This is a genomic window from Saprospira grandis str. Lewin (assembly GCF_000250635.1).
Lineage (GTDB): Bacteria > Bacteroidota > Bacteroidia > Chitinophagales > Saprospiraceae > Saprospira > Saprospira grandis.
The window spans coordinates 1,839,465-1,853,942 of sequence record NC_016940.1 but is presented as its reverse complement, the minus strand read 5'-3'; the positions used below and the strand labels follow the sequence as shown (position 1 = coordinate 1,853,942).

The 14,478-nt window shown below is 45.1% G+C and carries 26 protein-coding genes and 1 pseudogene; all 27 read left to right on the top strand.

The features are described from left to right. Nucleotide 1 precedes the first annotated feature (1 nt). Nucleotides 2-481: pseudogene (rplD, locus tag SGRA_RS24315) on the top strand (50S ribosomal protein L4); the annotation flags it as partial. Nucleotides 482-658: 177 nt separating this feature from the next. Beyond that, entirely contained in the window at nt 659-811 is a 153-nt protein-coding gene (rplD, locus tag SGRA_RS24310) for a 50S ribosomal protein L4 (RefSeq protein ID WP_425358656.1), read from the top strand. A 30-nt stretch (nt 812-841) separates the two neighbouring features. Then, nucleotides 842-1,204, top strand: coding sequence for a 50S ribosomal protein L23 (rplW, locus tag SGRA_RS08310; protein ID WP_015692203.1), 363 nt, complete (start codon nt 842-844; stop codon nt 1,202-1,204). A gap of 237 nt (nt 1,205-1,441) precedes the next feature. Next, nucleotides 1,442-2,281, top strand: coding sequence for a 50S ribosomal protein L2 (rplB, locus tag SGRA_RS08305; RefSeq protein ID WP_015692202.1), 840 nt, complete (start codon nt 1,442-1,444; stop codon nt 2,279-2,281). 2 nt (nt 2,282-2,283) lie between these two features. Further along, the gene (rpsS, locus tag SGRA_RS08300) at nt 2,284-2,553 is read left to right on the top strand and encodes a 30S ribosomal protein S19 (RefSeq protein WP_002659016.1); all 270 of its coding nucleotides are present in this window, start codon (nt 2,284-2,286) and stop codon (nt 2,551-2,553) included. Between the two features lie 41 nt (nt 2,554-2,594). Then, a complete protein-coding gene (rplV, locus tag SGRA_RS08295; protein WP_015692201.1) occupies nt 2,595-3,020 on the top strand; it encodes a 50S ribosomal protein L22 in 426 nt (141 codons plus the stop codon). A gap of 18 nt (nt 3,021-3,038) precedes the next feature. After that, nucleotides 3,039-3,803 (top strand): 30S ribosomal protein S3, encoded by a 765-nt coding sequence (gene rpsC, locus SGRA_RS08290; RefSeq protein WP_015692200.1) that lies wholly within the window; start codon nt 3,039-3,041, stop codon nt 3,801-3,803. A gap of 129 nt (nt 3,804-3,932) precedes the next feature. Then, a complete protein-coding gene (rplP, locus tag SGRA_RS08285; protein WP_002659020.1) occupies nt 3,933-4,355 on the top strand; it encodes a 50S ribosomal protein L16 in 423 nt (140 codons plus the stop codon). Nucleotides 4,356-4,369: 14 nt separating this feature from the next. Then, nucleotides 4,370-4,621 (top strand): 50S ribosomal protein L29, encoded by a 252-nt coding sequence (gene rpmC / locus SGRA_RS08280; protein ID WP_015692199.1) that lies wholly within the window; start codon nt 4,370-4,372, stop codon nt 4,619-4,621. 27 nt (nt 4,622-4,648) lie between these two features. After that, nucleotides 4,649-4,915: a 30S ribosomal protein S17 gene (gene rpsQ / locus SGRA_RS08275; protein WP_015692198.1), complete on the top strand. Its 267-nt coding sequence runs from the start codon at nt 4,649-4,651 to the stop codon at nt 4,913-4,915. A 12-nt stretch (nt 4,916-4,927) separates the two neighbouring features. Beyond that, nucleotides 4,928-5,296, top strand: a complete 369-nt coding sequence (gene rplN, locus SGRA_RS08270) for a 50S ribosomal protein L14 (protein WP_002659023.1) — start codon at nt 4,928-4,930, stop codon at nt 5,294-5,296. 2 nt (nt 5,297-5,298) lie between these two features. Next, a complete protein-coding gene (gene rplX, locus SGRA_RS08265) occupies nt 5,299-5,628 on the top strand; it encodes a 50S ribosomal protein L24 (RefSeq protein ID WP_015692197.1) in 330 nt (109 codons plus the stop codon). A 2-nt stretch (nt 5,629-5,630) separates the two neighbouring features. Beyond that, entirely contained in the window at nt 5,631-6,185 is a 555-nt protein-coding gene (rplE, locus tag SGRA_RS08260) for a 50S ribosomal protein L5 (protein ID WP_015692196.1), read from the top strand. A gap of 2 nt (nt 6,186-6,187) precedes the next feature. Continuing rightward, nucleotides 6,188-6,457, top strand: a complete 270-nt coding sequence (rpsN, locus tag SGRA_RS08255) for a 30S ribosomal protein S14 (RefSeq protein ID WP_015692195.1) — start codon at nt 6,188-6,190, stop codon at nt 6,455-6,457. A gap of 97 nt (nt 6,458-6,554) precedes the next feature. Continuing rightward, on the top strand, nt 6,555-6,959 hold the full coding sequence (rpsH, locus tag SGRA_RS08250) for a 30S ribosomal protein S8 (RefSeq protein ID WP_015692194.1): 405 nt from the start codon (nt 6,555-6,557) through the stop codon (nt 6,957-6,959). A 40-nt stretch (nt 6,960-6,999) separates the two neighbouring features. Further along, the gene (rplF, locus tag SGRA_RS08245) at nt 7,000-7,554 is read left to right on the top strand and encodes a 50S ribosomal protein L6 (RefSeq protein ID WP_015692193.1); all 555 of its coding nucleotides are present in this window, start codon (nt 7,000-7,002) and stop codon (nt 7,552-7,554) included. A 59-nt stretch (nt 7,555-7,613) separates the two neighbouring features. Continuing rightward, on the top strand, nt 7,614-7,994 hold the full coding sequence (rplR, locus tag SGRA_RS08240) for a 50S ribosomal protein L18 (protein ID WP_050981166.1): 381 nt from the start codon (nt 7,614-7,616) through the stop codon (nt 7,992-7,994). 27 nt (nt 7,995-8,021) lie between these two features. Further along, the gene (rpsE, locus tag SGRA_RS08235; protein WP_015692191.1) at nt 8,022-8,537 is read left to right on the top strand and encodes a 30S ribosomal protein S5; all 516 of its coding nucleotides are present in this window, start codon (nt 8,022-8,024) and stop codon (nt 8,535-8,537) included. 20 nt (nt 8,538-8,557) lie between these two features. After that, a complete protein-coding gene (rpmD, locus tag SGRA_RS08230; protein ID WP_015692190.1) occupies nt 8,558-8,737 on the top strand; it encodes a 50S ribosomal protein L30 in 180 nt (59 codons plus the stop codon). A 41-nt stretch (nt 8,738-8,778) separates the two neighbouring features. Continuing rightward, nucleotides 8,779-9,468 (top strand): 50S ribosomal protein L15, encoded by a 690-nt coding sequence (gene rplO / locus SGRA_RS08225; protein WP_015692189.1) that lies wholly within the window; start codon nt 8,779-8,781, stop codon nt 9,466-9,468. Nucleotides 9,469-9,962: 494 nt separating this feature from the next. Continuing rightward, the gene (secY, locus tag SGRA_RS08220; protein ID WP_015692188.1) at nt 9,963-11,378 is read left to right on the top strand and encodes a preprotein translocase subunit SecY; all 1,416 of its coding nucleotides are present in this window, start codon (nt 9,963-9,965) and stop codon (nt 11,376-11,378) included. 81 nt (nt 11,379-11,459) lie between these two features. After that, nucleotides 11,460-11,678 carry a translation initiation factor IF-1 gene (gene infA, locus SGRA_RS08215; protein ID WP_002659038.1) on the top strand — a complete coding sequence of 73 codons (219 nt, stop codon included), beginning with the start codon at nt 11,460-11,462 and terminating at the stop codon, nt 11,676-11,678. 17 nt (nt 11,679-11,695) lie between these two features. Next, nucleotides 11,696-11,812 (top strand): type B 50S ribosomal protein L36, encoded by a 117-nt coding sequence (ykgO, locus tag SGRA_RS08210; protein WP_002659039.1) that lies wholly within the window; start codon nt 11,696-11,698, stop codon nt 11,810-11,812. Between the two features lie 15 nt (nt 11,813-11,827). Continuing rightward, complete coding sequence (rpsM, locus tag SGRA_RS08205) at nt 11,828-12,205, top strand: 30S ribosomal protein S13 (protein WP_015692187.1); 378 nt, start codon at nt 11,828-11,830, stop codon at nt 12,203-12,205. 38 nt (nt 12,206-12,243) lie between these two features. Then, entirely contained in the window at nt 12,244-12,633 is a 390-nt protein-coding gene (rpsK, locus tag SGRA_RS08200; protein ID WP_015692186.1) for a 30S ribosomal protein S11, read from the top strand. A 54-nt stretch (nt 12,634-12,687) separates the two neighbouring features. Beyond that, nucleotides 12,688-13,302 carry a 30S ribosomal protein S4 gene (gene rpsD / locus SGRA_RS08195; RefSeq protein WP_015692185.1) on the top strand — a complete coding sequence of 205 codons (615 nt, stop codon included), beginning with the start codon at nt 12,688-12,690 and terminating at the stop codon, nt 13,300-13,302. Between the two features lie 135 nt (nt 13,303-13,437). Beyond that, complete coding sequence (locus tag SGRA_RS08190) at nt 13,438-14,436, top strand: DNA-directed RNA polymerase subunit alpha (RefSeq protein ID WP_002659046.1); 999 nt, start codon at nt 13,438-13,440, stop codon at nt 14,434-14,436. The last annotated feature ends 42 nt before the right edge of the window (nt 14,437-14,478 follow it).

The window sequence follows — 14,478 nt, the reverse complement described above, 5'->3', positions numbered from 1 at the left end:
AATGAAACTAGAAGTATTAGATATCAACGGAAAAGGCTTGGGTAGAGAGGTAGAACTCTCTAGTGATGTCTTTGGTTTGGAGCTGAAAGAAAATCACGAGCACGTAGTTTACTTGGCTGTAAAGCAGTACCTTGCTCATCAGCGCCAGGGCACCCATAAGTCTAAAGAACGTGCAGAGATTGCAGGTTCTACGCGCAAGCTACACCGCCAGAAAGGTACGGGTGGAGCGCGTAAGGGTAGCATCAAGAACCCTTTGTTTAGAGGGGGAGGACGTGTATTTGGTCCCCGCCCACGTAACTATGGCATTAAGCTAAACAAAAAAGTTGGCCGTTTGGCTCGTAAGGCTGCTTTGAGCAACAAGGCCCAAGACAACCGTATTTTGGTGGTTGAGGACTTGAAGTTTGATGCGGCTAAGACCAAGAACTACATCAAGTTTTTGGAGGCTTTGAATATTGCGGACAAGAAGAGTTTGTTGTTGGTAGATGCTCCTGTAGCGCCTGCAGCACCTAAGGCTCCTCGTTTGCAAAAGGGCCGTGGACGTAAAGCGGCTCAGCAAAAAGAGTTTAATCAGGCTTATGTAGCGGATTTGAAAGCTTATGAAGCGACTGTAGCGGAGTATGAAAAAACGCTAGAGGAGCAGGATAAGGTTTATGATGAGGTGTTCACAAATGTGGCCTTATCTGCCCGCAACCTCTCTCAGGCTGATGTAATCAATGCTCGTGACTTGAATGTTTATGAGACAATGAATGCAGAATGCTTGGTAATTACGGAGAGTGCATTGGCTGCTATTACAGCTCTTTTGACTAAATAATATTATAAAGCTTGCTAAAAAACGGCTAAAATGGCAAAGAAAGCAATCATCATTAAGCCGCTTCTTTCTGAGAAGAGCACTGAGTTGGCTGACAACCCAATTTCTACGAAGTACACTTTTGTGGTGGCAATGGACGCTAACAAAATTGAGATCAAGAAAGCGGTTGAGGAGCAGTTTGGTGTAACTGTAGACGACGTAAACACTTCTATTCGCCCGGGTAAGCGTAAATCACGCGTAGTAAAGGGACGTATGGTAAGTGGACGTACTAGCCCTTATAAGAAAGCAGTTGTTACTGTTGCAGAGGGAGAGTTCATTGAAGGTTTCTACGGTATTGACACGGAAGAGGAGTTGGAAGAAGTAGATGGAAATGAAACTGAGGCTGCAGAAGCCTAGAGTTTAAGAGAGACAGACATTTTATTTTCTGCGTAAAGCAGGCGGCGGAGCCGCCGCAGGCCTAGTTGCCTGTAGCGGTGCCGGCTTTGCCGGCAGCCCGAAAGGGCCGAGCAGGCTTGCGAGCTGCGGAAGGGAACGGCCTGAGCGAAGCGAGGGCAGGCCCCAAAAAAGATAGAATAGTCTGGAAATTATATTATTCACCTATAGTTTGCGAAACTGATAAATTCGTAGTTTAACATGCCAGTTAAGAAGTATAATCCGATTACGCCTGGTACTAGAACTCGGCTTGGGAACACTTTTGCGGAAGTGACCACAGACAAGCCAGAGAAGAGCCTGATTCGTAAGAGCTCGAAGTCTGGGGGTAGAAATGGACAAGGACGCATGACTGTTCGTCACAGAGGTGGTGGACACAAGCGTCGTTATCGTGTAATTGACTTTAAGCGTAACAAGGATGGGATTCCTGCTACTGTAAAGAGCATTGAGTATGATCCTAACCGTACAGCTTTTATTGCTTTGTTGGTATACGCTGATGGAGAGAAGCGCTACATTTTGGCGCCTCACAAATTGAAGGTAGGCGATGTTCTATTGTCTGGGGTAGAGATTGCTCCTAACTTGGGGAACAGTTTGCCTTTGAGCAAAATTCCTTTGGGAACAACTATTCATGCTATTGAGACTCGTCCTGGTAAGGGAGCCACATTAGTAAGAAGTGCAGGTACTTCTGCTACTTTGGCTGGTCGTGATGGCAAGTATGCGATCATTAAGATGCCTTCTGGTGAGACGCGCTTGGTTTTGTCTGAGTGTAGAGCTACAGTGGGTACAGTATCTAACCCTGACCATGGTTTGCAGGTATTGGGTAAGGCTGGTCGCAAGCGTTGGTTGGGCCGTCGTCCTCGAGTACGTGGTGTAGCCATGAACCCTGTAGATCACCCCATGGGTGGTGGTGAGGGCCGTGCTTCTGGAGGTCATCCTCGTTCTCGTGGCAACATTATGGCCAAGGGACAGAAGACGCGCAAGACCAAGAAGTACTCAGATAAGTTTATCATCACGCGTAGAAAAACAGGTAAAAATAAGAAATAGATATGGCACGTTCACTGAAAAAAGGACCATACGTTTACCACAAGTTGATCAAAAAATTGATCAAGGCGAAGAGTTCAAAGAAGAAAGGGGTGATCAAGACCTGGTCACGTTCTTCTATGATTATTCCTCAGATGGTAGGCGAGACCATCGCTGTGCATAATGGTCGTACATTTGTACCCGTATATGTAACAGAGAATATGGTAGGTCATAAGTTGGGAGAGTTTGCTCCTACACGTACTTATCGCGGGCATTCTGGAAACAGAAAGAAATAGCCCAGGATCTAATTTTAATAAAATAAAAGCAGCATAAAGTCATGCAATATAATAATGAGACGGTACAGGCGACGGCGAAGTTGAAAGGCTGTCGGATGTCTGCGCGCAAGATGCGTTTGTCTGCGGATATTGTCCGTGGTCTACCTGTATCAAAGGCTTTGGGTATTGTAAAATTTACCCGTAAGGAAGGTGCTCGTCATTTGGAGAAGATGCTATTATCTGCAGTAGCGAACTGGTCTGTATTGACTGGTGAGGAGGCAGATGAGTATGGCTTGGTCGTGAAGGCTATTTGGGTAGACCAAGGGCCTCAGCTCAAGCGTTTTCAGCCTGCGCCACATGGTCGTGCGCACCGTATTCGTAAACATTCTTGTCACGTAAGTTTGGTGGTAGAGAATACCGTAGCTCTTCCTACTGATTTTGTAGTAGAGGAAGAAGTGGCAGAAGAAATTGAAGCATCAAACGATTAAAATCTTAAGTCAAAACTTATGGGACAGAAAACTAATCCAATAGGTAACCGTCTAGGGATTGTACGCGGCTGGGATTCTAACTGGTTTGGCGGCAAGGACTATGCGGAGAAAGTAGTAGAGGATGAGAAGATCCGTGCCTATCTACGTGTTCGCGTAGAGAAAGGTGGTATTGCACGTATTGTGATTGAGCGTACGCTCAAGCGCGTAACTGTAACTATTCATACATCACGTCCTGGTATTATTATCGGTAAGGGTGGTCAAGAGGTTGATCGCATTCGTGAGGAGTTGAAGAAGTTGACGGGCAAAGAAGTGCAGATCAACATTTTCGAAATTCGCAAGCCTGAGTTGAACGCACAGATTGTTGGTGAGACTATCGCTAAGCAGTTGGAGGCGCGCATCAATTACCGTAAGGCAACAAAAATGTCTATTCAATCAACTATGCGTGCAGGTGCCGAGGGTATCAAAGTGCGTTTGTCTGGTCGTTTGAATGGTTCAGATATGTCTCGTTCTGAGGAGTATAAAGAGGGGCGTTCTCCTTTGCATACTTTCCGTGCGGACATTGACTATGCTATTGTTGAGGCACAGACTGTATATGGTAAGATTGGGGTAAAAGTATGGATTTGTCGTGGAGAGATTTATGACAAAGTAGACTTGTTCCCTACTCAGCAGAGCCGTAGCGGACGTGGCGGACGCGGTGGACGCGACAATAATCGTCGTGGTGGCCGTGGTGGTCGTGACAACCGTCGTGGTGGTCGTGACAACCGTCGTGGCAGAAAGTCTTAAAAAACCTCCTGTAAATAAGGAGTTTTGCAAGAAAAAACTTATTTTTGCAGCCACTTTTGGCCTTCCTTATGAGTATAGGGGAGGCCAAATAGGGCTAATTTTATTTGAACGTAGCACAATACATTAATAATGTTACAACCGAGAAGAACCAAATACCGCAAGCAGCAGAAGGGCCGTATCAAAGGTATTGCCCATCGCGGTTCTAAAATTTCTTTCGGGACATTCGGCATTAAAACCTTGGAAGAGGGTTGGATTACCAACCGTCAGATTGAGGCGGCTCGTATTGCGATGACTCGCTATATGAAACGTGAAGGAAAGGTATGGATCCGAATTTTCCCCGATAAGCCTATCACTAAGAAGCCCAACGAAGTACGTATGGGTAAGGGAAAGGGAGCTTTGTCTCACTATGTTGCTGTAATTAAGCCAGGTCGTGTTCTATTTGAAATCGATGGAGTTAAGCGATCTATTGCTGAAGAGGCTTTGCGCCTAGCGGCTCAAAAGTTGCCCGTCAAGATGAAGTTTGTCGTGCGCAACGATTATGTAGAACAATAATAGATTTATAGGTAATGGACAAGATTAAGGCAACGTCTATGACAGACGAGCAGCTGAGAGAAGCCCTTGAGCAAGCAGAGACTGCTTTGCACGAGATGGTTTATCAGCACAATGTTTCTGCTTTGGCCCGTCCTAGCGATCTTAAGCTGGCTCGTAAGAACATTGCGAGAATCAAGACGGAGCTTCGTGCTCGTGAATTGAAGCAGCTAGAAGAAGCTGGCGACCTCAAGCGGGATCGCATCCGGGCTCGTAGAAAGAAGAAATAGGAATAGAAAAATTTTAAATCTAATCTAATGGCAACAGAATCAACACGCAATCTGCGCAAGCAACGTGTAGGTATCGTGACCAGCAACAAGATGGATAAAACCATCACTGTTTCTGTTGAGCGCCGGGTGAAGCACCCCATCTATGGTAAGTTTGTAAAAACGACCAAGAAGTTTAGCGCTCATGATGAGAAGAACGACTGCAACACAGGCGATGTCGTTCGCATTATGGAAACTCGACCCTTGAGCAAAAAGAAGCGCTGGAGACTGGTTGAGATTATTGAACGTGCGAAATAATTATATTTTATCATGATACAAGCAGAAAGTAGACTGCGAGTAGCTGATAACACGGGAGCCAAAGAAGTACTTTGTATTAAGGTGCTTGGTGGCTCTAAACGTCGTTATGCCTCTATCGGTGACATCATTGTAGTTACGGTAAAGGATGCAGCTCCTGGCGGTCAGGTAAAAAAAGGCGTTGTTTCTAAGGCGGTAATCGTACGCACGAAGAAAGAAATTCGTCGCCAAGACGGTTCTTATATTCGCTTTGATGACAATGCAGTTGTTCTCCTCAATGCCTCGGAAGAGCCAAGAGGAACTCGTATTTTTGGCCCAGTAGCCCGTGAGTTGCGCGAGCGCGACTTTATGAAAATTGTTTCACTCGCTCCTGAAGTACTATAATCATGGCAAACAAAAAGCAAACTAAGGTGAAACTACACGTTAAAGTGGGAGACACCGTAAAAGTGATCTCTGGAGACGAAAAAGGCAATACTGGTAAAGTAGTAAAAACCTTTCCTCTAGAGCAACGTGCAATTGTAGAAGGCCTCAATAAGGTGAAAAAACATATCCGCGCTACTAACGAACGCGCAGGTGGCATCATCGAAAAAGAAGCCTCTCTTCACGTTTCTAACCTTATGCTCGTAGACGCTGAAGGCGTAGCTAGCAAGGTGAAAATGGAAATTCAAGACGGCAAAAAGGTCCGCATTTCTAAGAAAACAAATCAAGTTATTTAATAATGAGCTATCAACCTAGATTAAAGCAGAAATACCAAGAAGAGGTGGTTGCTAAGCTGAAAGAAAAGTTTCAGTACAAAAGCATCATGCAAGTACCCCAGTTGGAGAAAATCTGCGTAAGCCAAGGTGTAGGAATGGCTACCTCTGACAAAAAGTTGGTTGATAATGCTGTCGAGGAGCTAACTCTTATCACTGGTCAGCGTGCCGTGAAAACTAGAGCCAAGAAGTCTATCTCAAACTTCAAACTCCGTGAAGGTATGCCTATCGGCGCTCGCGTAACTCTACGTGGCACCAATATGTATGAATTCCTCGATCGCCTAATCAATGTTGCTCTCCCTCGTGTACGTGACTTCCGCGGTATTAGCAACAAAAGCTTTGATGGTAGAGGTAATTACACCCTAGGTGTAACAGAACAAATTATCTTCCCTGAGATCAACTTGGACAAAATTCCTCGTATCACAGGTATGGATATCACTTTTGTCACTTCGGCTCCAACAGATGAGGAATCTCTAGAATTACTCACTCTTCTTGGACTACCCTTTAAAACTAAAAGCTAATTATGGCCCGTAAATCCGTAATCGCAAGAGAAAAGAAAAGAGAGCGCCTAGTGCAAAAATATGCCGCTCGCCGCGAACAACTCAAAAAAGAAGGTCGTTGGGACGAACTAGATAAGTTGCCCAAAAACTCTTCTAAAGTCCGCTTGCACAACCGTTGCAAATTAACCGGACGCCCCAAAGGCTATATGCGCCAATTTGGCCTCTGCCGTGTGAAGTTCCGCGAAATGGCTCTAGCTGGCAAAATTCCTGGTGTAACCAAGGCTAGCTGGTAATTTTCACTCTCTACGCTTTCGAACTAGAATTCAAAATTTATTCATCAGCTAAAAGATCTCTCTTCACTGAGATAATTTTAGCGATAACATTGCAATCATGGCAGTAACAGATCCTGTTGCGGACTACCTAACTCGAATCCGCAATGCCCAGATGGCTAAACATCGCGTCGTCGAAATTCCAGCCTCTAATCTGAAAAAAAGAATTACTGAAATTCTTTATGATCAGGGCTATATCCTCCGTTACAAGTTTGAAGAAACTTCTAACAAACAAGGAGTTATTAAAATCGCTCTCAAATACGATGCTTCTTCTAAGCAACCCGTTATTCGTAAAATGAAGCGCATTAGCCGCCCAGGCCTCCGTCACTATGTGAAGGCCGATGAGCTACCCCGCGTAATTAACGGCCTAGGCTTGGCAATCATCTCTACCTCTAAAGGGGTAATCACAGACAAAAAAGCTCGTGAAGAGAATGTAGGTGGTGAAGTACTCTTCTATATCTACTAAGCCCTTTTCTCAGATTTAATAAGATTTAAAAAATAATAGCATGTCTCGTATAGGAAAACTGCCTATTGAAATTCCAGCGGGCGTAGAAGTTAATATCAAAGGTAATCTCGTAGAGGTTAAAGGCGCTAAAGGCCAACTCTCTCAAGAAATTGCCTCTTCTGGTATCTCTGCCAAAATTGAAGATGGTCAGGTACTAGTATCTCGCGCTACCGAGCAAAAACGTCATAAAGCTATGCATGGCCTCTATCGCCAGCTGATCGCTAACATGATTGAAGGAGTTTCTCAAGGCTATAAAGTAGAACTGGAATTGCATGGTGTGGGTTACCGCGCTAGCAATAAAGGCCAACTCCTAGAATTGGCCCTAGGTTACTCTCACCCCGTTATGTTCTACCTCCCAGAAGAAGTAAGTGTAACTACAGAAACCAAAAAAGGTACGCCCCCCTTGGTGACTCTAGAGTCTTTCGATAAACAACTTATCGGCCAAGTAGCTGCCAAAATCCGTAGCTTCCGCAAACCCGAACCCTACAAAGGTAAAGGTGTACGCTTCAAAGGAGAACAAATCCGTAGAAAAGCCGGTAAAACCGCTGCCAAATAATCGCAGCCTCCTTCATCTAATTTTTTCATTTTTTGCGAACAGTTTTATAGCTCTCTATTATGGCTTCAAAACAAATGACTCGTCGTCAGCGCATTCACAGAAGAATCCGCAAAAAGCTTAAAGGTACTGCCGAGCGCCCACGCATGACAGTATACAGAAGCAACTCTCATATATATGTCCAGCTTATCGATGATATCGCTGGCACAACCTTGGTCTCCGCTAGCTCTAAAGAAGACGGAATTGATGGCCAAAATGTCAATAAATCTGAAAAAGCTCGCCTCGTTGGTGCCCTAACCGCTAAAAAAGCAATGGAAAAAGGGATCAACACGGTTGTCTTCGATCGTGGTGGCTATCTCTACCACGGCCGCATCAAAGCCCTCGCTGAAGGCGCTCGCGGTGCACAAAAAGAAGATGGTAGCAATGAGCTCCTTCAATTCTAAATCATCTAGCGAAAACCAATATTAACCATGGCAAAGAAATCTAATCGCGTAAAGCCAGTAGATACTGAATTCCAAGATAAATTGGTCGCCCTCAACCGTGTCTCTAAAGTGACCAAAGGAGGCCGTACCTTCAGCTTCGCCGCTATCGTTGTAGTTGGAGACGGAAACGGACAAGTAGGCCACGGCCTCGGTAAAGCCCGCGAAGTCTCTGCAGCTATCACTAAAGCCGCAGATGAAGCTAAAAAGAATCTCGTTAAAGTGCCCGTACTAAACGGAACTATCCCGCACGAACAACACGGTAAGTTTGGCGCAGGTAAAGTACTTATCCGCCCCGCTGCCGACGGTACAGGGGTAATCGCTGGTGGTGCTATGCGCGCCGTCCTAGAAGTAGCCGGCGTCCATAACGTACTCGCCAAATCTCTCGGTTCTTCTAACCCTCATAACGTAATCAAAGCTACTATCGACGCTTTGCAAAAACTACGTACGCCAGCTCAAGTAGCTAAAACTAGAGGAATCAAACTCGAAAAAGTTTTTAACGGATAGTCCTTAACCTCTCTGATATCATGAAAAAAGTACGTATCACGCAAATTAAAAGTGTTATCGATCGTCCTAAAGACCAAAAGGCAACTATGGTAGCCCTAGGTCTGCGCAAAATCAATCAGTCTTCTGAGCAAGTTGTAACTCCTCAGGTAGCCGGAATGATCAATAAAGTTAAACACTTGCTAAAAGTAGAAGAGCTCTAATTTAAGCTCCTCCTTTTCTCATCAGTAAAACATTTCACATAATGAAACTGAGTAACCTCAAACCCGCTAACGGTGCCGTAAAGAATCGCAAACGCGTCGGACGTGGGACTAGCTCAGGCCGTGGTGGAACTTCTACTCGCGGTCATAAAGGTGCAAAATCTCGCTCTGGATATAAAAGCAAAAGAGGCCATGAAGGTGGTCAAATGCCTATCCAAATGCGCTTGCCTAAACGCGGATTCAAAAATACTGCCCGCCGCTATCAATCTTACCAACCCGATAGCTTCACTGTAGTAAATTTGAACGACATCCAAGATGCAGCCAACAAAATGAATACGACTACTGTCGATATCAATACGCTAGTCGCTGCTGGCCTCATCAAAAAGAACGAACAGTTCAAGGTCCTCGCTCAAGGTGAACTAACTGCCGCTCTTCAAGTTTCTGCCTTCCGCTTCTCTAAAGCTGCCAAAACAGCTATCGAAGAAAAAGGAGGAAGCTGCATGCTTATCGTTAAAGCTAACCAAATCCAAGGTGTCGCAGAAGCTGCTAAGCTCTCTGCCGTAGGCGCCAAAGAATTGGCCGAGCACTTTAAGCACCTAAATGAAGATGATAAGTTGCACGTTATCGCTGAAGGTAGCCTCAAAACTAAATTTGACCTCCAAGCTACTAAGGTAGACGATGAAGTCAAAACTCAAATCGAAGCCTTAGGCGCAGCAGTCTCTCTGCTCGGCTAAAATCGGTACAAGCCTAAAAGGAGAAATTCTACTTTCTCCTTCTTTTTTGTACCCCAAGTGTCTAATGCTTTAGCTCCCCTTATTAAGGTTTTTTTGGGGCCTGCCGCTTTCAGCGGCCGCTCCCTTGCGCAGCTCGCAAGCCTGCTCGGCCCTCAGCGCTTTTAGCGCCTCGGTCTGTGGCTCCGCCACACTGCTTCAGGCAGCTAGGCCATTGCTTACCGCTCCGCAAAAACAGAAAACCCCCAAAACAGGGAGAAATACTTACTTATAATAGCCGCATTAGCCAAAAGCTTTGCTGCCCAGGATAAAAACCCCAGCCTATTTTTCAGAATAGGCTAGGGGTTACTAGGGCTTTTATACCCCTTTTTGTCCTTTTTCGCAGATATAAAGCCCCACTAAGCGCTATTTATTTCCTTCCCTAAAATAATTCTCTTAATTTAGGGGCCGCAAAAGTCAATCTAGACACCTCTTTTAGACTATAACAGAGCTGATCCATGAAATCCTTTATAGAAAAAATGAAAGAGATCTGGGCTATCCCAGAGCTCAAGAACAGAATCTTGCTTACCCTAGGTTTGCTTGCAGTCTACCGCTTCGGTAGCTTCGTCATTCTTCCCGGTATCGATACCGCCGAAATTCAAAAACAACTCAGTAGCGGAGGAGATGATGCTCCCGGCCTGCTAGACCTACTCAACACCTTCTCAGGTGGGGCCTTCTTTAACGCTGCCGTTTTTGCCCTAGGTATTATGCCCTATATCTCGGCATCAATTATCGTCCAATTACTCGGATTCGCAATTCCTTACTTTCAGAAATTGCAAAAAGATGGAGAAGCCGGCCAACGCCGACTCAACCAAATTACTCGCTATATCACTATAGCAATTACCCTAGTGCAAGGCTCTGCCTACCTCAACTATATGCATGCCTCTTTCCCAGAAGCTATCTCTAGTGAAGTAGGTCTACCCATTTTCTGGTTCTCTAACATTATTATCCTGACCGCAGGTACCGTATTCTGTATGTGGCTAGGAGAACGCATTACCGATAAAGGTATCGGAAATGGTATCTCGCTACTCATTACTGCAGGTATTATCGCTACCCTCCCTCAGGCTTTTGTCGGAGAAATGAACCTCAAGTTTAGCGCAATGGCCGGTGGCCCGGTAATCTTTATCGTAGAACTCGCCCTCTTCGCTCTTGTCGTTCTAGCTTCAGTCGCTCTGGTTCAAGCTGTTCGCAAAATCCAAATTAAGTTTGCTAAACATATGGTGGGCCGTGCCGATGGCGCTAGCCGCGTCGCCGCTATGGGTGGCCAGTCTGGCCTCGACCATATTCCAATCAAACTTAATGCAGCAGGAGTAATGCCTATCATTTTCGCCCAAGCCCTCATGTTTGTTCCCGGTGCCATCGCTGGCTTCCTCGGAGCTCCCGCAGGCGCAGATACTATCTGGGGCCAATTGGCAGACTTTACCTCTATCCCTTACAATGTCCTCTTCTTCTTTTTGGTCGTTATCTTTACTTATGTCTACACCGCGCTGATCGTTAACCCACAGCAACATGCAGACCAACTGAAACGCCAAAATGCTTTCATCCCTAACGTCAAGTCTGGGGCCGATACCGTAGAGCATATTGATAAGGTCGCCTCTCGTGTTACTCTTCCCGGATCTATCGCCCTCGGCGCTATCGCTATCTTACCCGGTATCGCAGCTGGCGTACTCCAAATTGACCTCGGATTTGCTATCTTCTTCGGAGGTACTTCACTACTCATTATGGTAGCCGTAGTCCTCGATACCCTACAGCAAATTGAAGGCCACCTAGCCATGAACTCTTATGGCGGATTTATCCAAGGTGGACGCCTCAGAGGCCGAAGAGAAAACCCCGCCGTAGATGCTACATCTACTACGGAAAATCCCGCTGGTTAAAACATCAGCTTGAATAAACAGTCTAATAATTAGGTATTTACCAAGAATTTAAAGATATTTGCAGTCCGAAAAAACAGTCTAATGGGAAAAAAGAATCTTATTCGTCAAGACGGCGAAATTACTGAAGCGCTTTCTAATGCGATGTTCCGCGTAAAGCTAGAAAACGAACACGTAATTATTGCTACCATCTCAGGAAAGATGAGAATGAACTACATCCGAATCCTCCCTGGTGATAAAGTAGCCGTCGAAATGTCTCCCTATGACCTTAGCCGCGGACGTATTATCTATCGCTACAAGTAGTAAAAGTAACCTTAATCATGAAAGTTAAGCCTTCTATCAAGAAAAGATCGGCCGACTGCAAAATCGTCCGCCGCAAAGGAAAAGTTTACATTATTAACAAAAAGAACCCTAAGTTCAAGCAACGTCAGGGATAATTTAAAACATATATTATGGCTCGTATAGCAGGTGTTGATCTACCCAAGAATAAAAGAGGTGTTATCGGCCTAACCTATATTTATGGTATTGGATCTACTCGCGCTAAGCAAATCCTTGCTAAAGCGCAAATTGATGAAAGTACTAAAGTAAAGGATTGGTCAGACGATAATATTAAAGCAATCCGCAACATCCTTTCTGATGAGTTCCTCGTAGAAGGACAACTCCGCTCAGAAGTACAGATGAACATCAAACGCCTTATGGATATCGCTTGTGTTCGCGGACTCCGCCACCGTCGTGGTCTTCCCGTTCGTGGACAACGTACCCAGACTAACGCTCGTACTCGCAAAGGAAGACGTAAAACCGTTGCGAACAAGAAGAAAGTGGGTAAATAATTCTAATTTTTTGTCAAGCTTAATATCTCAAGGCAGTTATGGCTAAATCATCTAAGAAAGTCAAAAAGAAAAATGTAAAAGTAGAAGCACAAGGCCGTGCTTATATTCAAGCTACTTTCAACAATATTATTATCAGTATTACCAATAAAGCAGGTCAAGTTATCTCTTGGTCTTCTGCTGGTAAGCAGGGTTTCCGCGGTTCTAAAAAGAATACGCCTTATGCAGCGCAGGTTTGTGCTTCAGAAGCAGCTCGCGAAGCTTATGACCTTGGCCTACGTAGCGTAGTTGTCTACGTTAAAGGACCTGGCTCTGGCCGTGAAGCCGCTATTCGTGCCATCGATGGTGCTGGTGTTCGTGTAACTACTATCCAAGACACAACTCCACTTCCCCACAATGGCTGTCGTCCACCCAAAAAGCGCCGCGTATAATGCCTCCCGGCATTGGCTTTTATTCAAAAAACAACCGTTAAATCTTAGGAAACAATGGCAAGATATAGAGGACCAAAAACAAAAAAGTCTAGAGCTTTTGGTGAATCTATCTACGGATATGATAAATATTTCGAGCGTAAGAAATACCCCCCCGGCCAACATGGCCTAGCTAAACGCCGTAAGCAAAAATCTGACTACGGTAAACAGCTTATGGAAAAACAAAAGGTCAAATATGCTTATGGTGTGCTCGAACGCCAGTTCCGCCGCATGTTTGAAGCCGCTAGCCGCAAATCTGGCGTTACCGGCGAAATCCTTCTCCAAATGCTAGAAGCACGCCTCGATAATGTAGTCTACCGCCTAGGTATCGCTCCTACTCGTCGCGCAGCTCGCCAACTCGTTACTCACGGCCATATCGCCGTCAACGGTGTTGTTACTAACGTACCCTCTTACTCTGTTCGCCCAGGCGAAGTTGTAGCCGTACGTGGTAAATCTCAAGGCCTAGTTACTATCCAAGAGTCTGTTGCTGCCAATAGCAAAGAAGCTCAAAAATATAGCTGGCTAGAATTTAACGCCGAAAAACTAGAAGGTTCTTTCGTTGCTTATCCCAACCGCGACGAAATTCCAGAGCCTATCAACGAACAACTTATCGTTGAACTCTACTCTAAATAATCTGCAGCTTATGCAGATCGCTAGCTTAGGACAACCCCCAAGGGTTCGTCCTAAGCTTTCTTTGTTGCCTTCCTACACTTTCATAAGGCTCCTAGTCTGATTATTTTATCTAATCGCCACATCTCTATTTTATTTATGAGCTTGCTGAACTTCCAAAAACCTGATAAAATTCTTCTCCAAAAGGCCGACGACTTCGAGGGCTCTTTTGAGTTCAAACCGCTAGAACCCGGCTTTGGCCAAACTATCGGTAACTCTCTACGCAGAATTTTACTCTCTTCTCTCGAAGGTTTTGCCGTTTCTGCCGTCAGAATTAAAGGGGCCGAACACGAATTCTCTACTATCGAAGGCGTGGTCGAAGATGTTGTCGATATCGTACTCAATCTAAAACAACTTCGCCTGAAGTACCTTCTAGATGATCCCGATATCACCTCTGAGAAAATTTACCTCAGTGTGTCTGGAAAAAATCAACTTCTCGCCTCCGATATCAACGAACATACTAACGTCTTCCAAGTTACTAACCCCGATTTGGTGATCTGTAACCTCGATGACGAAATTACTTTCGAAATGGAACTTACCGTAACGAAGGGCCGTGGATATGTTCCCGCTGAGGAAAATATGCCCAAAGATGCTCCCATCGGTTATATTCCAATCGACGCAATTTATACGCCTATCAAAAATGTTCATTATTCTGTATCCGCTAGCCGCGTAGGCCAGCATACCGATTATGAAAAATTGAACATCGATATCAAAACTGATGGCGCTATCCACCCAGAACAAGCCATCAAAGAAGCCGCCAAAATCCTTATCCAACACCTGATGCTCATCACCGATGAGAATATCAAGTTTCCCGATGAAACCGATAAGGAAGACAATATCGTCGATGAGCATATTCTGCACATGCGCAAGTTGCTCAAAACTTCTTTGGAAGATCTCGACCTTTCTGTCCGCGCCTATAACTGCCTCAAGGCCGCCAAAATCAATACCTTGGCCGACCTCGTGCAGTACGAAACTCACGAACTTCTCAAGTTCCGCAACTTTGGTAAAAAATCTCTAGTCGAAATCGAAGAGCTGCTCCAAGACAAAAGCCTTACTTTTGGTATGGACCTCAGCAAATACAAACTCGACGAAGAGTAAATTATAATCTTTCACTTTTGTAGTAACCGAGCCCACTGCGCT

Coding starts and splice junctions, on each gene's coding strand:
- rplW (WP_015692203.1), top strand. CDS start 842: ATGGCAAAGAAAGCAATCATCATTAAGCCGCTTCTTTCTGAGAAGAGC.
- rplB (WP_015692202.1), top strand. CDS start 1,442: ATGCCAGTTAAGAAGTATAATCCGATTACGCCTGGTACTAGAACTCGG.
- rpsS (WP_002659016.1), top strand. CDS start 2,284: ATGGCACGTTCACTGAAAAAAGGACCATACGTTTACCACAAGTTGATC.
- rplV (WP_015692201.1), top strand. CDS start 2,595: ATGCAATATAATAATGAGACGGTACAGGCGACGGCGAAGTTGAAAGGC.
- rpsC (WP_015692200.1), top strand. CDS start 3,039: ATGGGACAGAAAACTAATCCAATAGGTAACCGTCTAGGGATTGTACGC.
- rplP (WP_002659020.1), top strand. CDS start 3,933: ATGTTACAACCGAGAAGAACCAAATACCGCAAGCAGCAGAAGGGCCGT.
- rpmC (WP_015692199.1), top strand. CDS start 4,370: ATGGACAAGATTAAGGCAACGTCTATGACAGACGAGCAGCTGAGAGAA.
- rpsQ (WP_015692198.1), top strand. CDS start 4,649: ATGGCAACAGAATCAACACGCAATCTGCGCAAGCAACGTGTAGGTATC.
- rplN (WP_002659023.1), top strand. CDS start 4,928: ATGATACAAGCAGAAAGTAGACTGCGAGTAGCTGATAACACGGGAGCC.
- rplX (WP_015692197.1), top strand. CDS start 5,299: ATGGCAAACAAAAAGCAAACTAAGGTGAAACTACACGTTAAAGTGGGA.
- rplE (WP_015692196.1), top strand. CDS start 5,631: ATGAGCTATCAACCTAGATTAAAGCAGAAATACCAAGAAGAGGTGGTT.
- rpsN (WP_015692195.1), top strand. CDS start 6,188: ATGGCCCGTAAATCCGTAATCGCAAGAGAAAAGAAAAGAGAGCGCCTA.
- rpsH (WP_015692194.1), top strand. CDS start 6,555: ATGGCAGTAACAGATCCTGTTGCGGACTACCTAACTCGAATCCGCAAT.
- rplF (WP_015692193.1), top strand. CDS start 7,000: ATGTCTCGTATAGGAAAACTGCCTATTGAAATTCCAGCGGGCGTAGAA.
- rplR (WP_050981166.1), top strand. CDS start 7,614: ATGGCTTCAAAACAAATGACTCGTCGTCAGCGCATTCACAGAAGAATC.
- rpsE (WP_015692191.1), top strand. CDS start 8,022: ATGGCAAAGAAATCTAATCGCGTAAAGCCAGTAGATACTGAATTCCAA.
- rpmD (WP_015692190.1), top strand. CDS start 8,558: ATGAAAAAAGTACGTATCACGCAAATTAAAAGTGTTATCGATCGTCCT.
- rplO (WP_015692189.1), top strand. CDS start 8,779: ATGAAACTGAGTAACCTCAAACCCGCTAACGGTGCCGTAAAGAATCGC.
- secY (WP_015692188.1), top strand. CDS start 9,963: ATGAAATCCTTTATAGAAAAAATGAAAGAGATCTGGGCTATCCCAGAG.
- infA (WP_002659038.1), top strand. CDS start 11,460: ATGGGAAAAAAGAATCTTATTCGTCAAGACGGCGAAATTACTGAAGCG.
- ykgO (WP_002659039.1), top strand. CDS start 11,696: ATGAAAGTTAAGCCTTCTATCAAGAAAAGATCGGCCGACTGCAAAATC.
- rpsM (WP_015692187.1), top strand. CDS start 11,828: ATGGCTCGTATAGCAGGTGTTGATCTACCCAAGAATAAAAGAGGTGTT.
- rpsK (WP_015692186.1), top strand. CDS start 12,244: ATGGCTAAATCATCTAAGAAAGTCAAAAAGAAAAATGTAAAAGTAGAA.
- rpsD (WP_015692185.1), top strand. CDS start 12,688: ATGGCAAGATATAGAGGACCAAAAACAAAAAAGTCTAGAGCTTTTGGT.
- SGRA_RS08190 (WP_002659046.1), top strand. CDS start 13,438: ATGAGCTTGCTGAACTTCCAAAAACCTGATAAAATTCTTCTCCAAAAG.